This window comes from Bacteroidales bacterium, assembly GCA_014860575.1.
GTDB lineage: Bacteria > Bacteroidota > Bacteroidia > Bacteroidales > JAAYJT01 > JAAYJT01.
The window spans coordinates 82,668-106,832 of record JACZJK010000031.1; the positions used below are offsets into that span (position 1 = coordinate 82,668).

Annotated in this window: 18 protein-coding genes; 15 read left to right on the forward strand and 3 right to left on the reverse strand. The window is 40.6% G+C overall.

The features are described from left to right. Window positions 1–71 precede the first annotated feature (71 nt). Both IH597_08355 and IH597_08360 read right to left on the reverse strand, forming a co-directional pair. Window positions 72–1,715, reverse strand: coding sequence for a tetratricopeptide repeat protein (locus tag IH597_08355; GenBank protein ID MBE0662465.1), 1,644 nt, complete (start codon window positions 1,713–1,715; stop codon window positions 72–74). Beyond that, on the reverse strand, window positions 1,715–2,035 hold the full coding sequence (locus IH597_08360; protein MBE0662466.1) for a TraR/DksA C4-type zinc finger protein: 321 nt from the start codon (window positions 2,033–2,035) through the stop codon (window positions 1,715–1,717). The genes IH597_08355 and IH597_08360 overlap by 1 nt, the downstream gene beginning before the upstream one ends. A 269-nt stretch (window positions 2,036–2,304) precedes the next feature. On the opposite strand from IH597_08360, the gene IH597_08365 reads away from it, so the two are divergent. Further along, window positions 2,305–2,841, forward strand: coding sequence for a hypothetical protein (locus tag IH597_08365; GenBank protein MBE0662467.1), 537 nt, complete (start codon window positions 2,305–2,307; stop codon window positions 2,839–2,841). A gap of 53 nt (window positions 2,842–2,894) precedes the next feature. Then, entirely contained in the window at window positions 2,895–4,724 is a 1,830-nt protein-coding gene (locus IH597_08370) for a hypothetical protein (GenBank protein ID MBE0662468.1), read from the forward strand. Here the strand turns inward: IH597_08370 and IH597_08375 are convergent, their stop codons facing one another. Further along, the gene (locus IH597_08375) at window positions 4,725–5,228 is read right to left on the reverse strand and encodes a bacterioferritin (GenBank protein MBE0662469.1); all 504 of its coding nucleotides are present in this window, start codon (window positions 5,226–5,228) and stop codon (window positions 4,725–4,727) included. A 610-nt stretch (window positions 5,229–5,838) separates the two neighbouring features. On the opposite strand from IH597_08375, the gene IH597_08380 reads away from it, so the two are divergent. The 13 genes from IH597_08380 (at window position 5,839) to kaiC (ending at window position 24,157) form a co-directional block, all read left to right on the forward strand. Continuing rightward, on the forward strand, window positions 5,839–7,008 hold the full coding sequence (locus tag IH597_08380; protein ID MBE0662470.1) for a 5-(carboxyamino)imidazole ribonucleotide synthase: 1,170 nt from the start codon (window positions 5,839–5,841) through the stop codon (window positions 7,006–7,008). Window positions 7,009–7,121: 113 nt separating this feature from the next. Next, window positions 7,122–7,406, forward strand: coding sequence for a hypothetical protein (locus IH597_08385; protein ID MBE0662471.1), 285 nt, complete (start codon window positions 7,122–7,124; stop codon window positions 7,404–7,406). 29 nt (window positions 7,407–7,435) lie between these two features. Then, the gene (locus IH597_08390) at window positions 7,436–7,684 is read left to right on the forward strand and encodes a zf-TFIIB domain-containing protein (GenBank protein ID MBE0662472.1); all 249 of its coding nucleotides are present in this window, start codon (window positions 7,436–7,438) and stop codon (window positions 7,682–7,684) included. 74 nt (window positions 7,685–7,758) lie between these two features. After that, window positions 7,759–8,223 carry a 5-(carboxyamino)imidazole ribonucleotide mutase gene (purE, locus tag IH597_08395; protein MBE0662473.1) on the forward strand — a complete coding sequence of 155 codons (465 nt, stop codon included), beginning with the start codon at window positions 7,759–7,761 and terminating at the stop codon, window positions 8,221–8,223. A 126-nt stretch (window positions 8,224–8,349) separates the two neighbouring features. Further along, window positions 8,350–9,294 carry a threonylcarbamoyl-AMP synthase gene (locus IH597_08400; GenBank protein MBE0662474.1) on the forward strand — a complete coding sequence of 315 codons (945 nt, stop codon included), beginning with the start codon at window positions 8,350–8,352 and terminating at the stop codon, window positions 9,292–9,294. A 1,491-nt stretch (window positions 9,295–10,785) separates the two neighbouring features. Beyond that, window positions 10,786–11,202 carry a DUF3010 family protein gene (locus IH597_08405; GenBank protein ID MBE0662475.1) on the forward strand — a complete coding sequence of 139 codons (417 nt, stop codon included), beginning with the start codon at window positions 10,786–10,788 and terminating at the stop codon, window positions 11,200–11,202. A gap of 213 nt (window positions 11,203–11,415) precedes the next feature. Next, window positions 11,416–13,119 (forward strand): tetratricopeptide repeat protein, encoded by a 1,704-nt coding sequence (locus IH597_08410; protein MBE0662476.1) that lies wholly within the window; start codon window positions 11,416–11,418, stop codon window positions 13,117–13,119. Window positions 13,120–13,344: 225 nt separating this feature from the next. After that, window positions 13,345–15,273, forward strand: a complete 1,929-nt coding sequence (locus IH597_08415) for a T9SS type A sorting domain-containing protein (GenBank protein ID MBE0662477.1) — start codon at window positions 13,345–13,347, stop codon at window positions 15,271–15,273. An 83-nt stretch (window positions 15,274–15,356) separates the two neighbouring features. Then, on the forward strand, window positions 15,357–15,539 hold the full coding sequence (locus IH597_08420; GenBank protein ID MBE0662478.1) for a hypothetical protein: 183 nt from the start codon (window positions 15,357–15,359) through the stop codon (window positions 15,537–15,539). Between the two features lie 36 nt (window positions 15,540–15,575). Next, window positions 15,576–19,445: a choice-of-anchor J domain-containing protein gene (locus IH597_08425; protein ID MBE0662479.1), complete on the forward strand. Its 3,870-nt coding sequence runs from the start codon at window positions 15,576–15,578 to the stop codon at window positions 19,443–19,445. Window positions 19,446–19,770: 325 nt separating this feature from the next. After that, the gene (locus IH597_08430; protein MBE0662480.1) at window positions 19,771–20,904 is read left to right on the forward strand and encodes an ATP-binding protein; all 1,134 of its coding nucleotides are present in this window, start codon (window positions 19,771–19,773) and stop codon (window positions 20,902–20,904) included. 195 nt (window positions 20,905–21,099) lie between these two features. Beyond that, window positions 21,100–22,077: a Gfo/Idh/MocA family oxidoreductase gene (locus IH597_08435; protein ID MBE0662481.1), complete on the forward strand. Its 978-nt coding sequence runs from the start codon at window positions 21,100–21,102 to the stop codon at window positions 22,075–22,077. Between the two features lie 346 nt (window positions 22,078–22,423). After that, a complete protein-coding gene (gene kaiC / locus IH597_08440; protein MBE0662482.1) occupies window positions 22,424–24,157 on the forward strand; it encodes a circadian clock protein KaiC in 1,734 nt (577 codons plus the stop codon). Window positions 24,158–24,165: the final 8 nt, after the last annotated feature.

The following is a 24,165-nucleotide window of genomic DNA, read 5'->3' on the forward strand; positions in this document are numbered from 1 at the left end:
GAAGTTGAAGTAATAACCCGGAATCTTGAATCTGAAATTTTGAATCTGGAATCTAAAAATTTGAATTTTAATCATTTACAATATTCATTCAAAACCGTCTCTGCCTGTCTGAATCCCAATTTAACCGCCTGTTGCCAGTCTTTGCATGCCTCTTCACTTTGACCCGTTTGGTATCTTACAATCCCGCGGTTATACCATGCTTCAGCATAATCGGGTTTGAGGCGGATGGCAGTTGAAAAATCCATCAGGCTGCTATTGAAATCTCCAACATTTCCTTTCATGATGCCTCGGTTGTTGAGGGCTTGAATGTGTTTTGGATTGTGATCAAGCGCCCGGCTGTAATCCTTGATCGCTTGTTGAATGTTTCCCTCGCGGTCGCTGACATTGCCCAGGAAAAACCAACCGAAAGCCTGATCAGCAGGGGAGCGTTTTTTGTCAATTACATCTTCCATCAGCATGCGTGTATTTTGCCAAACCTGGGTTCGCACAAAAGCGGAAATACTAAAAACCAGAATCCATGTTACAGTAATGCCCAAAATCCAGTTTCGGGTAGACGAAGGAACTTTGATTTCGCCATCGAGTAACGCCTTCAGCCAGATTCCTGCTGTCACAAATAAACCAATGTAAGGCAAGTAAACATAGCGCTCGGCAACAATGAACAAGCGCGACCAGAACAATGGAAGCACCATAGAGATCGAAAGTATAAAGAATGCGAAACCGAGAAATGTTTCACGACGATATTTGCGCAAACGGTAAATTCCAATCGCAATGAACAAAAGCAAGACGAAGCTCAGATAATATTCAACAGGCAACCAACCTGCGGTTTTTTCCGGGTAAGCGTATATAGCCGAAAGGTTCAAAGGAAAACACAGTTTCACGAGGTAAAATGCTACGCCATAACTCAGTAGAAAAATCCGATCCAGCAAATTATAACCAGCTTCCAATACTTCAATATGCCCGAAACTCGCCGCCGCCCGAATTGAGATCAGACCAAAAACAATGGAAAGGGCGAAGAATGGAAGCTTTTCAAAAACCATTATTTTAGCGAACCGCCTGTGATGCCAGGCATCCATAACAAACAACACCATAGGCAAAGTTGCAGCCATGGATTTGGAGAACAAGGCCAGGAGAAAAAACAGAAACGTAATCCCAAGATGTTTGAACTGATAGCCGTGTTGTAAATAACGCAGATAAGCCAGCAAAGCCAACAGATAGAAGAGTGTAAACAATCCTGTACTACGCGCCGACAGCCAGGCGATGCTTTCCACATTCATAGGATGAATGGCCAGCAGCAAAGCCGCGAGCAAGCCGGCATAGCCATTACCGGTGAGTTTTCTGATAAACAAATAAACCAGCAGCACGTTCAGCAAGTGAATCATCAGGTTGAAAAGCTTATAAAGCAATGGATTGTTGGTGGAAAAGTGATAATTCACCGCAAACGCCAGTACCGGAATGGGCTGGTACATGCCCAGGTAAAAAGTACTGAAGTAATTTCCTATATTTTCGCTGCTGAGAGTCTGAACCTTGGAATGGTCAATGTATTCGCCATCGTCCCAGCCGTAAAGAAAGCTTTGGTTCAGACCAGGAGAATAAATCAAAAATGTGAGCACAAGAATTGCCAGCAAGAGCCAGTACTCCCTGTTCCAACTGAATCCGGACTGCGATTTCTTTCCACTTCCGGCTTTTATCGTTTTCCTGATTTCCTTACGTTTCACTAAGCGCAATTTACACAATAAAGACTTTCGGGCCTGAACATGATCCTTCCCAGTGGTATTTCGCGGCGGCATTTTACACAACGGCCAAAATCCTCAGTTCCAACTTTGGCTAGCACCTGGTCGAGCGCCCTGAGCTTTTCTTCAGCCTTGCGCAAGGCAGATTCCGTAACACTTCTGTTGTTGATTGCATCCATGCGCGAAACCCGGCCAATGGCATCATCGGGCGCCACCGGCTTGCTCATCTCCTTGTATTCGGCAATAAGATTGAGGGTTTTCACGATTTCAGCCTCTAATTTAATTCGCATTTCAGTTTCGTTTATGTGACAAAGTTATGATTTACAAAGCAATTACCTTTTCACCACAAAAACAACCTTGTTACGTGATTTACTGCCCTGTAAGTTTTATTATTTTGACAGCATAATTTAAAATGATTCTTAATTTCTGTATTGCAGAAAGCCATATTTTTACAGCACGAAAATCCCCATCTCTGTTTTGATTCAGCTACTCCTGAATGCTGCTGGATAAAACCCGAAATAAATTGCTATGTTCTGCAATACTTTGATCTACGAAAACAAACACTACCCATCAGATGAAGAAAACATTACTGATCCTGTCCATTCTTTGTGCCCTGGCATTTTTAGTCCGGGCTGAAGATGAGGCTCCAAATGAAGCCCTCAAAACAAGGAAAACAACCCTTGAAGTAGCGTTCCCAAAAGATTCGTTACTCAGTTCTCCCCTTTTAAAAACACTTGAAGGCTTTGGCTTGAAAAAGAGCCGCGAAGCCTATAGCTTGAACAGGCAAATTGCTGACAGCATCCTGCTCACAGAAGAAGGCACTGCAAGCTTTCCGAACCGAACCTGGTACCGTGCGAAAAACCTGGTTAAGCTGTCAGTGCAGGATTCACAGTTGGCCATGTCGTTATTATCGCCCATTTTTCTTGCGATCCTATTACTTATCATGATCCCGTATTTTGTCAAAGCGTTTATTCGCCGACCCAAATTGCCCGTAGTTGTCAAACCGGAAAACGACCCGAATGCCGGAAATGAATCTGATCCGGATGACGGGGATGATGAGGAAGAAGAAGTGGATGAAGAAACAGATGAAGATGATGAAGATAAAAGCTGATCGCCTCAGGGATAAGTGAATCATTTGTTTGATAATAAATTAACAGCAACATCATGGAAAACTATATATACGAACAGCAGGTTAAAGGCGATAAAAAACTCGAAGCGTCATTCAGGAAAAAAATCAACGAATGGGCTGCTTCCATCCCTCACCACAATCTGAAAAACCTCGGCGACCAGATTGAAATTACAGATATCTGGTACAAGCCGGCTTACCCCATCAGGCTGCGGAGCCAATACGAGGAACGGGGCAAATATGAAGGTTTTGAACCTTATACCAACCAGAAAATTCCGCCACGGACTTACCATAAACTCAGCGATTTCAATGCCTGGGACATTGAATTGGTTGATATTGAAGAATTTGAAGACAACAGTACCAATTATTATGTGAACGGATCGCAACATGTGGCTGATTGCGGCCGTTGCGCCGCCAAAGGCTGGATCACATGCGCACAGTGCAACGGAAAAACCACTGTAACTTGCCCCAATTGCAGCGGCGCCGGCAAGAAAAAATGCGGCAGTTGCAGCGGTAGTGGAAACCATCGCTGCAACTCCTGCAATGGCAGAGGAACAATAACCCGGCAAGTAAGCGGCTCACGACAGGTTTGGGTCCCAGCCACCTCTGACAGCCCATTATATGGCAAAGGTCGAGAGGGGCATTATCGCAGTGAACCTACTACCACCACTCAAACTGAATCCTGCAGCAATTGTCGTGGAACCGGCAAAATAACCTGTGGCACCTGTTCAGGAAGTGGCCAGGTGACCTGCTCAAGATGCAGCGGGCGGGGAATTATTACTTGCCCAAGGTGCAGTGGCAGCGGCCGCAATACCTGCCCCGACTGCCAGGGTCACAAAAAACTCATGCACCATTTTTATGTGAAACGTGATCTTAATTACACTGATAAAGCAACATGCGTCATTCACGGTGAGGTTTTTGACAATTTCCCCCAATTCCTCGAAGAATATACAAATTACGAATCGTATGATCTGCTGAACCCGCGGGAGGAGAAACTGCAAAAAGGCCAACTTCCCAAAGGCAATCATCTGAACCCTTTTGTTGACGAATACATTGCCGCGTCGCATAAGGAGGTAAGCAAGGTTCACACACTGGCATTTCAGCAACTTGATGTGGAATGTATTGACACATGGGAACTGAAATACCGTTTCCAGGGTAAAGATTATGTGATGCTGTTTCATGGCAGCACACATGAAATTGTGCCCGGTCTCAGCCCTATTTATGAGATTTCGTTCAGCTATTGGCAAAAAGGCACGAAGGCAGGCCGTTCATATTCCTACTACAGCGCTAAACGCCTGCTTGAAAAAGCCGCCAAAATAGGCACTTTTGAGATCCGGGAAAAGGTGAATGAAGCACTTGAGCAGGTGAAGGAAAAAATGAAATCGCCATTCTACTTCGGCACCATGCTGGCCGCCATTCTCATGGCGTTCTTCGGAGGGTTTGTGGCCTATACTTACTTTAAGGATGTAAACTATGTTTTTGATTATGCCGCTTTCATCAACCGTCCCGGCAACTTCCTGTATAAATATCATGCCTGGACCCAAACCCTGGCATTTATAGCCTTGAGTGTGTGGGCTGTGAAAGTTATACAGAAATTATTTCATAAACCCGTTATCATCATTCCCGGTGTGCTCACGCGTTTCCTGGCCGGGTTCGCACTAACAGCATTACTTTCAGGAATTTTATTGGTGATGCTTGGTTTATTGAACGCCACCGGCATAACGATCCTGCTCACCTTACTGATGTGGGCTACGCTCTGGATCATACGCATCATCATCGTCGTTATAGCATTTGCCGCGATGATTATCTGGTGGCTCCTGAAAGCCGCCTGGGGAATACTGAAGTGGATCTGGGGTTTGTTCGTTTAATTAAGCCGGTGCGCCGCCCATGCCCACAGTTTTGCTGCGCTCAATGGATTGCAGCGCCAGGTAATTGTCGCCAAATTTTTTGAGGTTGTCCATTTCCACATCATACTGATCAAAATGGCGTTCTTCGTCGGCTACAAGGGCTTCAAACAATTTTTTGGTTACTGAGTCGGCATTCTGTGCGCAAACATTGGCCCAATCGTTATAGTCGTTGGCGCTACCGGTTTCCATATCAGAGGCCAGTTGCAGCATTTCCTTAACATCCTGGATTTTCTTTGTGGGATGGGCTATTACCATTTCCACATCTCCTTTCAGGAAAAGGATGCGTTCGGCCAGTTGCTCCACATGCAGCATTTCCTGGATGGCGGTTCTTTTGAAAAGGTTGGCCAGGAGGTCGTAGCCCTGATCGTCGCAATGAAAGTGAAAATACATGTATTGGTGCACGGCAGCCAGTTCGTCGGCTACGGCTTTGTTGAGCAGTTCGATGCTTTTGTCGCGGTTTTTCATAATTGAGAATTTATGGTTAATGGATAAATGATCGTGGTGCAAAGTTAGGGAAATTTGGGAGAGGGGAAAATTTGAATGTTTTACTGGAGGGTTGGTCGAATTTGTTTTTTGGTATATTATCGCAGAAAATTAAGTTTACCAAAAGGTACGATTATACACCAAGATTTGGTCTATACGAGTTGGGTGGCATTAAAACAAAACGACAGGCATAAAACTAAATAGTAGTCATGAAACATTTATCAATTATCCTGAGTGCAATTTTATTTGCCTTATTTCTTGTTTGGGCCGAATTAGCGGTTGGAATATTCGGGACACCATTTGCAGGGTCTTAGACAAAAGAATAATATTTCACATAATGAAGAGGAAGCAGGTGAGCGATTAAGCCCAGTTGTTATGTTCACCCTTCGTAATTTGCGCACCTTTTACAATCCGCTTATATAAATTTGTATTTTTGAGCTTTTTCAACAACTTACAGCAAATTTGCGCCGCATGTTATCCCGATAATCAGGTTAAGCTATGCAGGGAACATACAGTTTTTGCGTAATGTTGGGTGACTTGAGTATATTCAAGTTCATCAACCGTTACACAGCATCATTAAGAAAGATACTGCATGGAAAGATTGGTAACATCAAATTTGAAACTAGGAATTATAGCAGGTGGACAACTTGGGAAAATGCTTATTCAGGAAGCCAGCAAGTGGGACATAATAACTTATGTTTTGGACAACGATGAGAATTGTCCGGCAGGGAAAATTGCCTCGCATTTCATTAAAGGAAACAACCTTGATTTTGAATCTGTTTACCAATTTGGAAAACTAGCCGATGTGTTAACATTTGAAATAGAGAATGTTAATATTGAAGCCCTAAAAAAACTTAAATCAGAAGGCCACAAAATTGTTCCCGACCCTGAAATATTAGAGTTAATACAAGACAAAGGCTTGCAGAAAGCGTTTTATGAAAGGAATGGAATTCCAACTTCCGGCTTTAAAATTTATGAATCGGAAACAGCCATTCGGAATGGTATTGAAAAAGGGGGAATTAATTTCCCTTTTGTACAAAAATTAAGGAAGGGCGGATACGACGGGCGTGGAGTAGCAGTTATAACCGATAAAAGCGATTTAATAAAATTGCTTTCAGGGGCATCAGTAATTGAAGAAAAAGTAGAGATAGTAAAGGAAATTTCAGCAATCGCAGCACGAAACAGAAAGGGCGAAATTAAATGTTTTCCTATTGTCGAAATGCTTTTTGACCCCCGGGCGAATCTGGTAGATAAATTAATTTGTCCCTCGTCTATTACAGTTGAACAATCGGAAAAAGCGGTTAATTATGCCAGCGAAATCATAGAATTGCTGAATATGGAAGGTCTGCTTGCTGTTGAGTTCTTTATTGATTCAAAAGGGGAAGTAATTGTAAACGAAGTTGCTCCCCGGCCACACAACAGTGGGCATCATACTATTGAAAGCATAATTACATCACAGTTTGAGCAACATTTGCGTGCAATACTAAACCTGCCCCTGGGAAGTACAAAACTTAAACTTCCTTCGGTAATGATAAACATTTTAGGAGCCGATGGCTACGAAGGCCCTGCAATTTATGAAGGATTAACGGAGAGTATGGCAATTGATGGTGTAAAGATTCATTTATACGGGAAAAAAATAACCAAACCCTATCGAAAAATGGGGCACGTAACCATTCTGTCATCGTCGTTGGAATGTGCACTAAAAAAGGCAGAAAAAGTAAAACAATTGATCAGAGTAAAATCAAGGAAAGAAAATCAGTAAGCATCAAAATAAAATTTTTTGGTCTAAAACAGCAGTTGTCACTGGCAATGAGATAATAAATGAGTCCAACATTCCGTTCCAACATTTGAAATAACACCTAATTTTGAATTAATATGAGGTATAAATTATTTACAATTCTCGTTGTGCTGGTAACTACATCAGGTATTCTTATTTCTTGTAGTGAATTGAATAGAAAGGTGGAAAAAAAACTCGATGATTTGCAGAAAAAAGCTGAATCTTTAGATTCTTTGATAGACAAAGAAGTAGATAAAGTATTGACACTCGATTCACTTATTAACAAAGAATATGATAAGGTCAAAAAACTCGACTCGCTTATAGATAAATCATCATCAAGGTTTGATTCTATCGTAAATAGGGTAATCAATCCTGCAAACTAATAATTTATAACAATTTAATTTGGTATAATATGAAGTGTCCAACTTGTAATGTAAACTTGGTTATGGCCGACCGCAGTGGAATTGAAATTGACTACTGTCCTGATTGCAGGGGTGTTTGGCTTGACCGTGGCGAACTTGATAAAATCATAGAACGTTCTTCGCAGAACATAAAGAATTATCCTGATGGAAATTTTCAAGGAAAACATAATTATCCCAGGGATAGCGATTATCGCTATAAAAAAAGAAAAGGACTACTAGGTGACCTTTTTGATTTTTAATCTTTTGTAATGTTTTTTCCTTGAGAATAAATAAGGAAAGGAAAATCGTGGACAGAAAAATAGTCAGTATAGTAATGGGGTCTGACTCCGATTTGCCTGTAATGAAGCAAGCCGCTGAGATGCTTGATAAATTTGGCATCGGATATGAAATTGATATAGTTTCGGCACACCGAACACCCGAAAAGTTATATGAATTTGCATCAAACGCTCACAATCGCGGAATAGATGTAATTATAGCAGGAGCAGGCGGTGCAGCACATTTACCGGGTATGGTAGCAGCTATATCGCCACTGCCTGTAATCGGTGTGCCAATAAAGTCGGGCAATTCTATTGACGGTTGGGATTCTGTTCTGTCCATTTTGCAGATGCCGGGCGGAGTGCCTGTTGCAACAGTAGCACTGAACGGAGCAAAAAATGCGGGTATTCTTGCGGCTCAAATTGTATCGATTTCTGACCGCTCGTTACGCAGCAATATTATTCAGTATAAGCAAGAGCTCAAAGACCAGGTAGTCGCTAAATCGAATAAATTGAAACCTTAGCGGTACAACTATCGGTGAACTTTAATCCTTTTTTCAAGTTCATTGTTCCGTGCAATGATTCTGGCAAGTTTCAAGCCTGACGGAGAGTTTAAAGTTTACGAATCAGGATATTACATCAAGAAAAAAATGAACGTTTTAAGTAACGTAGAAATAGCGGCTAAATATATTAAGGAAGGGAAATTGGTTGCGTTCCCAACTGAAACAGTTTACGGATTAGGAGCAAACGCTTTAAATCCGTTGGCAGTTGCAAAAATATTTGAACTCAAAGAACGTCCTTCGTTCGATCCGCTGATTATACATATTGCCAATTTAGCACAATTGGAAAAACTTGTGTTGAGCACAGATGAAAGAGTGTACAAATTAGCTGATAAATTTTGGCCGGGATCGTTAACTATGGTATTGCCAAAAAGCAATCTTGTCCCCGACATTGTTACATCGGGCTTACCAACAGTAGGTATCAGAATGCCATGCAATGAAATTGCTTTAGAACTGATACGTAAATCGGATTGCCCAATTGCTGCACCAAGTGCAAATAAATTTGGGCGTATTAGTCCTACAACTACTGCTCATGTAAAAAAGCAACTGCCAAACGTGGACTATATTCTTGAAGGAGGCAAAACTACCGTTGGCATTGAATCCACCATAATTAGACTTACGGATTATGGTTTTCAAATACTTCGCAATGGAATAATTACCCAAGAAGAGCTAGAAACAATTATTCCGTTTGATGGTAATTCTGTGATTGAAGGAATATCAGCTCCCGGAATGCTTAAATCACATTACAGTCCTAAGAAAATGTTTTTAATTGCTAATTATGCAACTTTGAAGATTGACAAATTAAAAGCAGGTCTTATTTCATTTTCAGGAGAATTGGAAAACGGTTATCTTAAAGTGATAAGAGTTTCGGAAAGAAAAGATTTGAAGGATTATGCCGTAAATATGTTTGAAGCCATGCACTCTTTTGAAGATGATAACGAGATTGAAATAATAATCGCAGAACCAGTGAATGAAAGAGGAATTGGAAAAGCAATAATGGACAGACTAAGAAAAGCTGAATTTAATTGGCGTTAAGAAATCCAACCAATTAACAATTGTAAAAGCTCACCAACATTGTTATAAAAATCCCGGAAGAAATATTATAGCATGCTTTATTTCAGCGATATATACTTCCTGAAATACATAAAATTTAGGGCTCATACTCACAACATGCAATTTTCAGCAGGCTGATAAGTTTAGCAAGATAATAGAAGCTGATGCTATGGCCGGATTCATTTTATGACAATTTTTTGCGAAAATGCAATTTTAATTTCTTGGATACGCAAGGGCTTTGTAGTTAAATCGTTCTCAATAAAGGGCATCAGTGTTTTTGCCGCCAGGATGTCAGGCATATTTGTTTGTATATTCGTAGCAGCTTACACAGGTTATTAGACGGACAGGCATTTTTACAATTTTCCAATAATGAGACCTACAATCACAATAATAATTCTTACACTATTCCTGACAAATTGCATTGACGAAACAAAGAATGGAATTGAAGGTGACTGGATAGGTTATGAAAAAACATCAATTCTTGGTAACGACACTTTCACTGATAATTTTCACTTGATCTTATCAATTGGTAAAGATCCAATTCGGGCAATAAATTTCAAGTTTATCACTAATGGAGATAGGGATTCACTATCCACATTTTCCAACATAATTTCGGACAGCAACTTACTGATAACTAATCACACCAAAATAGTTGATACTTTTTCAATAGAGGTTCTGAATGATACCGCCATGATTTTGTCAATTTCCGAAAATAAATACAGATATTCCAGACTCTTAAAATCAACAACCGAAACTCAGAGCATCGCATTATGTGAAAAAATGTTTACACTTTCTGACTCGATTTAAATTATTGATACGCTTGAATTCCTGAACGACTCAAGAATATTGACATACAATTTAATGCTGGAGAGACCACCCCAGGTTTATGAATGGAGACTGATAGAATACCTGGGTCACAAATTATTAATCATTGATAGTCATGAAATACCAGTTTTCTTGTTAGAACTAAGTGAGGGGAAACATTTTAAATTGAAACGAGAACCACACGAATTACCATTGTATTATCTGAATCAAACTGATTTTCAACAGAAAGTAAACCGAAACATGTTGATTGGAGAATGGACAGGTAAAGTAATATACCAGCTAATGAAGTTTCATTCAGATTTGATAATGACTCTGTGCAAATGAATGAATTCACTGGTGGTGAAACCGTAACAGGAACATATTCACTAAATTTGAGTGGCACAAAAATGTTCTGCTCCCACAAATTCGCTAACGAAATATTGTTTTATGAAATAGAAAAAATGAGTGGTGATTCATTGATTCTTAATAGAATGGCCCCAATTGAGGATTCATTTGTGTTGATAAGAGTTAATAAATTACTTCAGGTAGCAGTTGACTGATAAGTCTGCAACGCCCGCCTCGATTTATCGGTAACCATGCGTGGCGTTAAGATTAAACTGTTACAAGTCATTAATCTACCTGACATGCACTATTAAAAACCGCAACCCAATGAAAACAATAGGAATTGAAATTGCCAAAAAAAGAGCCGTCTGTTTTGCTTTGGAACAAGACAGCCAGGGGAATTATAACAACTTAACAGGAATGTCCAAATATTTGGAAATAAAAGAAGACCACGACAATAGGGAAATCAGAAATTTTCAAAGAACTATATTCGATTTTTTCAACAGTATAAACCCAGATGCCATTGCTATTATCGCACGGCAAACGAAGGGAAGATTCGCTTCTTCTTCATTTTCTTTTAAGCTTGAAGGGTTAATTCAATGCTATGAAGAGGTTGATGTTGAATTTATTTCTCCGCGAACGCTATCAGCTTATTACAAAAAGAATACCCTATTGGTGGCAATTGACCATGGCTATCAGGAGAATGCCGTCAAGCTAGCCAATTATTTATTGAACAGAGATTGAACACCTCTGCTTTGCATTGCTGTACCCAGACCATTCTGCCAATGTCAGGTATATTTATTTGTATATTCGTAGCCAATAACGGAGGCTATATAACCGACCATGTGGCAGCAAATTGAAAAATGGTCACCGGGTTAAGGTCTGCAAAGGAAGCTTGCTTTTATAAAATATACAGAGGGTATCTATTTTCTTTTAAAATATTAGCTCTGATAAATAATGCCTTGCAATAGAGAATCAAACAAAATAGAATTTAGTCGGATAATTGTTTTAAGTCTGCTGTTGATCTGGGGGCCAATTCACTATGAGGCTTTCGGTCAAGGCAATAGCAAAGTTGATTCTCTTATCTTTAGGGTCGAAGTAGCACAAGACGATTCTACCCGGATTGCTTCTCTGATAGAAATTGCAAACTACTATTCATCAACAAACCTTTCGCTATCATTTCAATATGCTGACAAAGCATTGGAAATTGCCCAAAAAAGCAGCAATAACCAGTTTTATTCCCAGGCTTTAATGGCGATTGGCAATATTTGTTTTTTTCAGGGCTTGCTGGATATTTCGTTTCAACACTATCACAAAGCTTTGGCAATTAACAAAGAAACAGAGAATAATAATGGCATTGCCAATGCATTAACAAACCTTGGCGGGGTCTTGCTTCAACTTCTGAAATTTGAGGAAGCCAAACGCTATTTTCACGAAGCACTGCCGATTTTTACTGATTTGGCTGGGGAAAGAGGCGATACGATTCCTCCTTACCAGGTTATTTCCATTTATAACAATCTTGGAATAGTTCACGAAAATCTGAATGAATACAACCAGGCCATTGATTATTACCACAGGGGTATTAGCCTGGCAAGCCGGATACTAAATCAACAAAGAACCCTGGCAATGTTACACAATAACCTCGGAAGCCTTTATATGAAAATGGGAGAATTTGATGAGGCTTATAAGAATATGGATGCAGCACTGAAGATACGGACAGAGATGAATGACAAAGGTGGTGAAGCCTCCTCATACAGAATGCTGGGAATTTTATACAAGTCGCAGCAGAACTATGAAAAAGCGTTTGACAACTTTTATAATGGTTATAGTTTAGCCACTGTGGTGGGAAACACCTCAATTTTATCATCAATCAGCGAGCAATTGTTTGATATTTTCAATTCATTAAACCAATCCGATTCGGCGTTAAAATATCATATTCTGTTAAAAGATTATTCTGATAAAATTAAAGGAGAAGAAACCCTGCGTGAGTTTACAAGAATGGAGATCACATCGCAGTTTCAGGAAAAAGAGAAGATCCGGCTCATGGAACAGAGAAGACAAAAGTTGCGTCATCTCTTTACTGCCATTCTCTTATTGCTAATTGTGGTCATACTCGGACTTTTGTATGTGCTTTCCCATAACCGACTCCGAAGACTAAGCCTGTTGAACAATAACATACAGCTTGCTTCAGAAAAAGCTGCTTTGGAAAAAGAATCGCTTGCCAAGGAATTAGAGATTAAAAACAAAGAGCTCACAACAAATGTGATTTACCAAATACGCAAGAATGAACTTATTCATAATATTGCCGACAAATTAATGGTCAACCGGCACAGCTTTAAACAAGAGAATCAGAACCTTATCAAAGAAATAATCAATGAACTTGAGGGTTCAAAGGAAGATAGCATCTGGAAGGAGTTTGAAACACGGTTTCATCAGGTTCACAACAAATTCTACGAAAAGCTTAATGAGATTAGCCCCGATCTTACCCCAAATGAGAGAAGACTTTGTGCTTTTCTTCGCCTTAACATGACAACCAAAGAAATTTCATCCATTACAGGCCAATCGCTCAGAAGCATTGATGTTGCAAGAACCCGGCTTCGCCAAAAGCTTAATCTGACCAACTCAGAGGTGGGTTTGATCGAATACCTTTCCCTAATTTAACCCATACTACTCCCAAGCCATCTTACTTGACATTAGTTCCAGCCTCCGGATGACTGCTTCGGTTATAACATCCTATAAATCACAGTTTACTGTATTGATGTAGTGAAGATGTAGCAACGCAATTAATTGAATGTGGTACAAAAGTGCCAACGAATATTTTGCCCATCCTTCTGATACTGAATAATATTGCAGCGATTTTAACGCAAGTCCATAAAATAAACTGTTATGAAGTTCAGAATTACAATTATCTCATTATTACTAGCATTCTCAATGATACAATTTGCTTATTCACAGCACACTACTGCTGAATGGTCGAAGCATATCATAGCGAACGAACAATCTGCTTTCAATAACATCGTGTTCGATGGGGAATCAATAATTACCAATGGTTATTGGTACCTGGACGGTGAATATGATGGCGTAAGTTTACCTTATTATACCAGCAGCAATGCACTGATTGTTAAAATGGATCTGGATGGTAACATTATATGGAATGCTACTATGGTTGGCGAAGGTTATGAAACCTTTTTCGAACTGGCATTGGATAGCGAAAACAATATTGTTGCTGTGGGATGGTCTTCATCAAACGATACCATTAAAATTAACGGCGAAGTAGTTTATGTGCCAGTTATGGAATGGACTTCGAGAGGAGTTGTTGCGAAGTTCTCTGGTTCTGACGGTAGCTTGATTTGGTATAAACCAATACTGCCTTACGAGGAATATTACAATATGTCCATTACCAGGGTTACAATTGATGCTGGTGACAATATTTACATTTCCGGATATTCCAATACAAGTTTTGCTATTGATAGCATAGAATTTCTATACACCCAGACGGGATGGGGCACTCAAACCTTCATTGCCAAACTTGATTCGCAGGGAGTAGCTGTTTGGGGAACAAATTTCAATTTTACAGACGAAGGTGATCCGGGTTGGTCCAATGCAAGATCCCTCATTACAAATAATGAAGATCTTTTTCTGGCAATAGAATATTCAAAACCGCTAATTGTTGGCGACACCATATTGCCTTATGTAGGGCAAGGCTGGTATGATTGGATAAGCATTGTAAAACTCTCAACCGGGAGTGCACAAGTTTCGGAAGTTATTGCATACGGCAGTAGTATGAACCAAAATTTAACCCGCCTAAAACTTGATTCCGATGGCAATCTGGTTGCCGCCGGTTTTTTTGAATCCGCATCTGATTTCAACATACAGGGTAGTCAGCCCATGGCCTATGGTTATGAGGATGCTTATGTAGCAAAGTTCACTGATAACCTTGACCTGATCTGGCTTAAAAGCATGGGAAGTGAGTTTGCCTCAAGAGCTTTTAACCTGAATATTGATGATGAGAACAGGATTTTTATTGGAGGTGGTTTCGACAGCTACACCCCGTTATATTTTGAGGGGAATAAAGTAATTGAAATGCAAAGTCCCAATAGTTTGGGGATGTTTCAGGTAATCATTGATGGGGAGGGTGAATTTGAAAAAGCTTTTGCGCTGTATGGAGAAGGGATTGAATCAAGGGTTGAATACAGGGATGCTATTGCTATGCAAAATGATCAGGTATATGCCGTGGGTGCATCAATTGATTATGTCGAATTTACTGATGGTAACCAGTTTTACTCGATCCATGATGCCGGTTTTTTCATGAAGTGGGACTTATCAAAAGTATTTTATAAAGTCGTATTCGAGGTGAATGATGAGGATGGAAATTCCCTTGAGAATGCAGCAATTACTCTAGGAACCAATACAAATCCACCCAACAATTATTCATTTTTCCAGATAGAACCGGGAGTTTACAGCTATAGCGTATCGCTTGATGGTTTTATTACTGTTCAGGGCGATGTTGTTGTGACAGATCAGAATGTAACAGTTGATGTTGCTATGATTCCAGGCACAGTTTCAGTACTCAGTATTCCTTCCACTTCAGTCAGCTTATTCCCGAACCCGGCAAGTTCAGTAGTTACAGTGAGTATGGATACTGAAATTGAAAAAATAAAACTTATAGATGCAACCGGCAAAATTGTTCACCAACAACAGCTCGGGGTAAAATCAATGCAAATTGATATCTCAGGCTTTCCGACTGGTTTATACCTGGTTCTTTTAACTACACAGAATGAAACTATAACCAGAAAGCTTCGGGTAGCAAAATAAAATGATTGCGATGCAGGCAAATTATAGTTTGCAAGAAACCCAAATACAAAGGACCATAATACCATTGCGAAAAATTATACACTATGCAACGATCATCAGATAATTCAAAAGAAGAGCCAAAGCCAGAAGATAATGTTCAAAAGCTGCTGGAGCGCAACAGGGATAAAACAAGGGCATTAAAAAAACTGCTCAAATTCATCGAAGAGAAAGAGTTGACGGATCATAAGCCTTCAAATAATAGCCTAAACACAAATTCCAATAAATAAAAACTGATCAATTATTTTAATCAAAAACAATTTGCTATGCGCAGAAAATCTATTCTACAAATTGGGGTTTCATTATTAGCCCTGGTTTTAACACTAAGCACAATGCATGTTTTCCCAGGTGAGATGCAGGATAAAGGGAGAACTGACTATCCTTTCAACGAGGATTTTGAAGGAGTTGTATTTCCTCCCACCGGATGGAGCATGCACAGCCTGTTGAATGCTTCCCAAAACTGGGAACTTCACCCCTGGCTTAACCACACCCCGGATGGAATAACCTCAGCATACCATAACTCAAGTTCAGAATTCACTATGGATAACTGGTTGGTTACTCCCCTGATAAGCATGCCTACTGAAGGTTTTTTTTACCTCACATTCTGGAGTTGGCTGGCAGATAACTGGTCATACAAAAAGAGCAGCATTCTGGTAAGCACCGGAAGTCCTGATCCGGCCAACAATGATTATGTTGAAGTCTGGACGTTGACAGAAACCAATAACGCCTGGGCCTGGTATCAATACTTTGTAAACCTTGAAGCTTATGCCGGGCAGAGCATCTACATCGCTTTCAGATATGAAGGCGACCCCTGGGGTCATATCTGGTATGTTGACGATATTGCTTTAGGTGAGGAAGTTGACGACTCTCCAATTCTGAATGTCAGCACAACCATAGTCAACCAGGTGCTAGGCTTGAATGGAACCGGTTCACAATCCATGTTGGTTATGAATGATGGAATTCTTGACCTGAATTTCAATGTTGCAATTGAATATCTCAATACTGCAGGATGGCTTTCAGTAAACCCATCCAGCGGAACTATCACTACTTTCTCGTCTTTTGAAATTTTTCTTGATTTCGATGCTGATGGCCTTGGGTTTGGGTCATACCAGGCAAACCTTAACATAAGCAGCAACGATCCTGAGAACCCAACAACTTCGGTGCTTGTAACGCTGGAAGTTATTGACCCAAATGTCTATCCATTCACGGAGGATTTTGAAGGCGAAACTTTTCCGCCCATAGGATGGTCAATTTTTGATTCAGATGGCGACGGAAGTGCATGGTACCAAAGCTGGTATAACAATACTCCCGGAGGACAATATTCTGCCTACCATGGATATAGCTGGCAATATCAGGATGGCTGGTTGGTTTCGCCGCAAATAACTATTCCTGAAGAAGGATTTTTCTATCTGTCCTTTTGGAGCCTTGTTGGCGATGCCGCCTATTATACCAAGAACAGCGTTTTGGTCAGTACTGGAAGTGGCAACCCTGGTGACGAGGATTTTGTTGAGGTATGGACGGTTGAGGATGTGGTGGAAAACTGGGCACAGCATTTCATTGACCTTGAAGCATATGCCGGCGAAGATGTTTACATAGCATTCAAGTATGAAGGCGAACTGGGTCATTATTGGGTTGTTGATGATATATCGCTGGGCGAAGAAATAGACGACTCACCTATCATGAATGTCAGTACGTTGGAAATTAGCCAAACAGTAGGGCAGGATGGTTCTGGTTCAAAATCCTTTAAAGTCATGAATGATGGTATTCAGAACCTGACTTTCGATATAGCCATTGAATTTCTTGATGGTAACTCCTGGCTGGCCGCCAGTCCAATCAGTGGCAGTATTCCTGCGATGTCCAACCAAACAATTTCATTGGCCTTCGATGCTTCTGGTCTCGATTTGGGCACATATCAGGCAAATATTAACATTACAAGCAATGACACGGTGAATCCAACAGCTACAATAGTTGCAACACTCATTGTAATGCAGGCTCAACCGGTGGATCTTACAGTAATTTTTCCTCAATACACCTTCCCAACAGGTATTTCATCAAATGGAATGTACGTATCGGGAAGCGAGTTTGGTGGAATGAGCAGCTATTTATGGACAATGTTTAGCGGAACCGTTGGATTCGTTGGTGATGCCCAGGGGGTTTCAGACAACGGAATAGTTGCAGGCACCTACAATACCGAATTTCAGTACGAAGGAATGGAAGTGAGTACTGCCGGACTTTGGGACAAAACAACCGGCCAATGGCAGTTCTTAGGTTTTAATCCTGATTCTCCGGAAATATTCGGAACATTTTACAACAGTATTTATGGCATCACAGCCAATGGAAGCACAGTGGCAGGCATGCAATGGTTTCCTGACTGGACAGTGAAGGCTTTTAGCTGGACACAGGAGGAAGGATACGATATGATTGGTTCAACCATTCAGGCAAACTCCAGGGCAAACGGAATCAGCGCCAACGGAAGTGTAATATACGGTTGGGCTGAACCAAACTGGACCAGGACTCCAGTTATCTGGTATAACGATGAAATTATCTTTGTTGATGAAACGCAGTATGGCGAAGCATTTGGCGCTTCTGCCAGTGGCAACTACGTTACAGGTTCATTGGGTTGGGAAAACGGCTTCATTTGGTCACCAACTGAAGGGATTACTCTATTCCAAAATAGCCTGAACCTTGGTTCGTTGAGCCCTCTTAAGGTTCTTGATGACGGCACCGTATTCGGCTATACCGCCGAAGGCTTCCCTCCACAACCTCCCGACAGGAGAGCTTTTGTGAGGCATCCTGATGGCAGCATGGAAACATTTAATGAGTATGTAGCTGGCAGGGGTTGGTTTGAAGCTTCAGATTGGATCTTCTTTAGTATCAATAATGTAACACCTGATGGTAATAAATTCATCGGTGCAGCCGAATTACCAACGGGTGAATGGATAAGCTTTATGTTAGATTTAGAACCCGGTAATCCAGGAATTGAAATTAATCCAATGGAGATAGCTGAGACTCTTGCTCCGGGAGATTCAACATTACAAACCTTAACCATTGAAAATGTTGGTGATGCTTTGCTACATTATAATATTATTGTCCAATACACCGCTGCTACACCCAAAGTTCAACATGTTCCAACCGGTATTGATTATAAGTCGGGCAAACTTGCTTTTGCGAAACAAAAAGCAAACATTCAGGATGAAGGTGCAACGATAGAAAGCAGAACAGGAACCACAATTCATTACGACGGACCTAATGCCGACGCTGTTGGGTTGATTGACGGAGGAACTTTCTATGGAGCTGCCCGGTTTCCATCAGAGCTAACATCAGTTTTTGAAAACTATCAGCTTGAATCTGTTGACGTTTATATGAAAGATACCCCATCAAATCTTAAATTCATTATCTGGGATGCCGGCACCACAACCTCCCCTGGTTCAATTCTCTACCAGCAAGATTATGCACTGCTCCCTGAAAGCTGGAATACAATTGTACTCAACAATGCTATTACTATAAGCGGATCTGATATCTGGGTAGGTTTTGAAGTTATACACGAGGCTGGAACATACATCCTGGGGATTGATGGGGGCCCGGCCGTGCAAGATGGAGATTGGGTAAGTGAGGATGGCACCAATTGGGAACACCTTACCGGTTACGGTATGAATGCTAACTGGAATATCCGCGCAAATCTTTCATTCAATGGCATGAATTGGTTGAGCATTGACCCGATTACAAGTGTGATTGATGAAGCTGCTACCCAGGATATAGCCGTTTCATTAAACGCTGAAGGGCTGGAAACTGCTACTTACACTGCGAACCTTCGAGTCACAAGCAACGATCCAGACAACCCACTGTTAATTATCCCGGTAACGCTGCAGGTAGAATTAGGTACTTCCATCATCGAAGTGCAGCAGTTTGATGTGAACCTATTTCCAAACCCTGCCAGCAATCAATTGCAGATAACTGCAAATCAGATGATAGAAAGAATAAGTATAACAGATATTTCAGGGAAAGCCGTGTACACAGTGCATGACAAACACTACCATGCATTGTTGGATTTATCATTCGTAAGCAATGGAATGTATTTAATACAAATTACTACCAACCAGGGAACATACACTAAAAAATTGCAGGTTATCAAATAAGCTGTATTTTCCTTAGATTGATGTTACCTTTTGTAGGTTGATAGGGACAAGGAGGGCTGAATGGGGAAGCGTAAAGCTTCCCCATTCTCATTTTACAGTTCTCTCTTAAGCATCTACTAAATCCTTCACCTTACAATCAGGCAAGAATGGTTTAGCTGCAAAACGAGTTGGTTTGAATAAGGAACAGAATGCGGATAAAGCAGATTCAACAGAATCTCGTAGATGATTCCTTTGTCATGGAATCAAGATAAAGTCGCCATTCACATTAAAACATAACTTTTGGTGAATATGATCACCAAAAGTTATTACCTTTGCAACAAAAATCATGTATTCAAGATTTCTAAGCGGCAGGATTAAGAATCGTATTGATTCAGGAAAAGCGATTGTTGTAATCGGACCACGGCAAGTGGGAAAAACAACACTGATTGAATCTATCCTGGAATCGAAAGACTATTTACTTCTTGATGGTGACGACCCAAGTACCAGAACTTTGTTGACTGAACCCAATACAGAGCAGATTCGAACGATCCTGGGAAAACACAACTATGTTTTTATTGATGAAGCTCAGAGAATTGAGGGTATTGGCATCACGATGAAATTAATTACTGACAGGTTTAAAGATGTTCAATTGTTTGCAAGTGGCTCATCCTCCTTTGATTTGAGTAACAGGATTAACGAACCGTTGACCGGGAGAAAATGGGAATATCATTTATATCCGGTTTCATGGGAAGAATACGAAAACCACCACGGTTATTTGCACGCAGAGCAAAATTTAGAAAACAGATTGCTTTATGGATTCTACCCCGATGTTCTCAATAATGCCGGAGACGAAGTAAGCATCTTACGGAACTTAGTGAACAGCTATTTGTATAAAGACATTCTTTCGTATGCAGAAATCCGTAAGCCTGAAGTTCTTGACAAGTTAGTTCAGGCGTTGGCGCTTCAGATTGGCAGCGAGGTTAACTATTCTGAATTGGCTCAAATGGCTAATGTTGATAAAAACACAGTTGGCAAATACATTGATATCCTGGAAAAAGGATTCATCATTTTTAAATTAAGCAGCTTTAGCCGAAACCTTAGGAACGAAATTAAAACCAATAAGAAGATTTACTTCTATGATAACGGTATCAGAAATATGGTCATTGGCAATTTTAATCCAATTGAACTGAGGACGGATAAAGGGGCGCTTTGGGAAAACTTCCTGGTTTCAGAGAGGTTTAAGCAAATCGAGTATAAACAAAGCCTTGCTCACACATACTTTTGGAGAACCAAACAACAGCAGGAGGTTGATTTCGTAGAAGAAAATGGAGGAAAGGTTTTTGGATATGAATTTAAGTGGCTCAAAAAGAAAGGCAATAAATTACCTACAACGTTTATTGAGGCGTATAAAGCAGAAGCAAAGATAATAGATAAAGAAAATTTCAGGGAATTTGTAATAATTACAGAGGCCAGCACCTGATCAGGAAGAGGCCAATGAGCCTTTTCGCCCACCGCAGTAACTGTTTGACAGTAATAGGAATTGAAATTGCCAGAAAAAGAGCTATCTGTTTTACTTTAGAACCAGACAGTCAGTGGAATTATATCAATACTTATAGTAATAAGAAGCCCAAGGAATTCCACAAATGCAACGAATTAATTTAAGGAGATGAATATGATGATCTTAACTAAAAAAGTCCGCTGGGGCATTATTGGAGCGGGCAACATTGCCCACAAATTTGCTGAAGACATCCAAAAAGTTCCCAATGCGGAACTCCTGGCTATTGCTTCCAGGGATAAGGACAGGGCAAAAGCTTTTACAACAAAATATAATGCTACGATGGCTTACGATAGCTATCAACTTTTGGCCGACGATCCTCAGGTTGATGCAGTTTACATTGCCACTCCTCACGCTTTTCATAAAGCGCATACTGTGCTTTGCCTGAACCGTAAAAAGGCCGTATTGTGCGAGAAGCCTTTTGCAATGAACAGCACGCAGGCAAAGGAAATGATAGAAACAGCCAAAGCCAGTAATACACTGCTCATGGAAGCTATGTGGACAAGATTTCTGCCGCATTACCAGATGGTTTTGCAGCTTATACAAGAAGGGGACATTGGTAATATTACCGGATTGGAAGCCGACTTTGGGTTCAAACCACACTATGATCCTGAATCAAGGCTAATAAAAAAGATACTGGGCGGCGGAAGTTTGCTTGATATTGGAATCTATCCTGTATTTCTGGCTTTATCGGTGCTGGGAATGCCCGATGATATTAAGGCCAACGCAAGTTTTTTCGATTCCGGCGCTGATTCATCTTGCGACATGATTTTTAGCTATGGGAATCATGTCAAAGCCCATTTAAAAAGTTCATTCCTTGAACAAACTCCAAATGCGGCGAGCATTTTCGGTGAACAGGGTAGGATCACGATTCAGCCGAATTTTCACGCTCCCTCTTCATTCAGCATTGAAAAGGGTGGTAAAATCCAGAGGTTTGATTTTGAGGTGAAAACAAATGGCTATAGTTATGAAATTGAGCATTTCAACAATTTGCTTCTGAAAGGCAAAACAGAAAGCCCGCTAATGACATTCAGAACCAGCGAACAGCTCATTCATTTATTGGACGCAGTAAGAAACAAGATTGGGCTGCACTATTAAAAGGGTTCTTCTTATCACTGGTTAAATCTTCCTAAAAAGGCATCCGGGCTTTGCCGCCCGAATACCACGCTTTAACAATAATACAACAAGCTATAAATATTGTTCAGTCTGGCAGAACTTTGCCTTCCTGGAAACTTGATATAACAACTCCTGCCCGTTTGCTGGTTCATAAACTCTTTAAAACGGTAATGGTTTTGTTTACAAAACCTGTGAATTCTGTAACATTTTTCAATAATCATGTAACATCCAATTCCATAATCCATACGAATTTTATGGAAATTTTGAAAAAGGTATATTTGCCTGTATATCTGTGTCTTGTCATTACCAAAACAGTAAAAATGTTTGAATGAAAAAGGTAAATCATAAAACTTCCACTATTCAACTTCCAAAGTCTCCAACCGGAATTCAGGGGTTTGATGAAATAACTGCCGGTGGTTTACCCAAAGGCAGACCAACACTGGTCTGCGGTGGCGCAGGCTGCGGAAAAACGCTTTTTGGTATTGAGTTTCTTGTTCGTGGTGCGACCCAGTTTAACGAACCGGGGGTATTGATGTCATTCGAAGAAACCAATGAAGAACTGACCATAAATGTCGCCTCACTTGGTTTTGATTTGAATGATCTGATAAAAAATAAAAAAATTGCTCTTGACCATGTGCACATTGAGCGCAGTGAAATAGAAGATACCGGGGAATACGATTTAGAAGCATTGTTTATCCGCCTTGGTCATGCAATTGATTCTATCGGGGCTAAACGTGTTGTATTGGACACGATTGAATCGCTGTTTGCCGGTTTGCCGAACCAACTGATTATACGCGCTGAACTGCGGCGATTATTTCGCTGGCTAAAAGATAAAGGTGTTACTGCGGTCATTACAGGCGAACGCGGCGATGAAACATTAACCAGGCAGGGTTTGGAAGAGTACGTTTCAGACTGTGTTATTATGCTCGACCATCGTGTAACCGAACAGACTTCAACACGTCGCTTACGGGTTGTTAAATATCGCGGTTCAATTCACGGCACCAACGAGTATCCATTTCTGATTGATGAAACTGGTTTTTCAGTATTACCGGTTACTTCTTTAGGATTACAACATATTGTATCAAACGAAAGAATCTCAAGTGGGATAACAGCGCTTGATAATATGCTTGAAGGAAAAGGTTATTACCGCGGCAGTACTGTTCTTGTTTCGGGTACCGCCGGTGTAGGAAAAACAAGCATTGCAGCTCATTTTGCTGAAGCGGCCTGTAAGCGGGGTGAACGGGTGCTATATTTCTGTTTCGAAGAATCTCCAAACCAGCTAATGCGTAATATGCTTTCCATTGGTATAAAATTAGAGGTCTGGGTGAAGAAAGGGCTTTTGCAATTCCAGGCAACCCGTCCAACATTTTATAGCCTTGAAATGCATCTGGCAGTTACTCATAAGGCTGTAAATACATTCAAGCCTGATATTGTGATTCTTGATCCAATAAATACATTCGTTATTGGCGATAAAGAGGTCGAAGTAAAAACGATGTTAATGCGGATTGTTGATTTTCTGAAGGCCAATCAAATAACAGCAATGTTTACAAGTCTCACCGGGTCTGAATGCAGTTTAGAAAGTTCTGATGTTGGAATATCATCCCTGATAGACACCTGGTTATTGCTTCGTGATATAGAATCAAGCGGTGAAAGAAACAGGGGAATGTACATACTTAAATCGCGTGGGATTGCAAACTCTAACCAGATTCGTGAATTCATAATCACCAGCCATGGTGTAGATTTACGTGAGGTTTATGTGGGTGCAAGCGGAGTATTAACCGGCTCAGCCAGAATTGCACAGGAAGCGATTGAAAACGCTGGGGTTTTGATACGCAAGCATGATTTAGAAATAAAAAAACGTGAGGTTGCAACAAAAAGAAGGGCATTGGAAGCAAAGATTGCAAACTTGAATGCTGATTTTGATGCGCAGGAATACGATGCTATAAAAGTCATAGAAACAGAAGAAGAAATGATTAAACAACTGGAACAAGACAAAATAGAAATGGCTGAAAGCAGAAAAGTTGACATCAACAACTTCACAGACGTAATTGAAACAAAGTAATTAAAAGT

Excerpts from the sequence above, each read along its gene's own strand:
- IH597_08365 (MBE0662467.1), top strand. The coding sequence starts at position 2,305 with ATGAAGAAAACATTACTGATCCTGTCCATTCTTTGTGCCCTGGCATTT.
- IH597_08370 (MBE0662468.1), top strand. The coding sequence starts at position 2,895 with ATGGAAAACTATATATACGAACAGCAGGTTAAAGGCGATAAAAAACTC.
- IH597_08375 (MBE0662469.1), bottom strand. The coding sequence starts at position 5,228 with ATGAAAAACCGCGACAAAAGCATCGAACTGCTCAACAAAGCCGTAGCC.
- IH597_08380 (MBE0662470.1), top strand. The coding sequence starts at position 5,839 with ATGGAAAGATTGGTAACATCAAATTTGAAACTAGGAATTATAGCAGGT.
- IH597_08385 (MBE0662471.1), top strand. The coding sequence starts at position 7,122 with ATGAGGTATAAATTATTTACAATTCTCGTTGTGCTGGTAACTACATCA.
- IH597_08390 (MBE0662472.1), top strand. The coding sequence starts at position 7,436 with ATGAAGTGTCCAACTTGTAATGTAAACTTGGTTATGGCCGACCGCAGT.
- purE (MBE0662473.1), top strand. The coding sequence starts at position 7,759 with ATGGGGTCTGACTCCGATTTGCCTGTAATGAAGCAAGCCGCTGAGATG.
- IH597_08400 (MBE0662474.1), top strand. The coding sequence starts at position 8,350 with ATGAACGTTTTAAGTAACGTAGAAATAGCGGCTAAATATATTAAGGAA.
- IH597_08405 (MBE0662475.1), top strand. The coding sequence starts at position 10,786 with ATGAAAACAATAGGAATTGAAATTGCCAAAAAAAGAGCCGTCTGTTTT.
- IH597_08410 (MBE0662476.1), top strand. The coding sequence starts at position 11,416 with ATGCCTTGCAATAGAGAATCAAACAAAATAGAATTTAGTCGGATAATT.
- IH597_08415 (MBE0662477.1), top strand. The coding sequence starts at position 13,345 with ATGAAGTTCAGAATTACAATTATCTCATTATTACTAGCATTCTCAATG.
- IH597_08420 (MBE0662478.1), top strand. The coding sequence starts at position 15,357 with ATGCAACGATCATCAGATAATTCAAAAGAAGAGCCAAAGCCAGAAGAT.
- IH597_08425 (MBE0662479.1), top strand. The coding sequence starts at position 15,576 with ATGCGCAGAAAATCTATTCTACAAATTGGGGTTTCATTATTAGCCCTG.
- IH597_08430 (MBE0662480.1), top strand. The coding sequence starts at position 19,771 with ATGTATTCAAGATTTCTAAGCGGCAGGATTAAGAATCGTATTGATTCA.
- IH597_08435 (MBE0662481.1), top strand. The coding sequence starts at position 21,100 with ATGATCTTAACTAAAAAAGTCCGCTGGGGCATTATTGGAGCGGGCAAC.
- kaiC (MBE0662482.1), top strand. The coding sequence starts at position 22,424 with ATGAAAAAGGTAAATCATAAAACTTCCACTATTCAACTTCCAAAGTCT.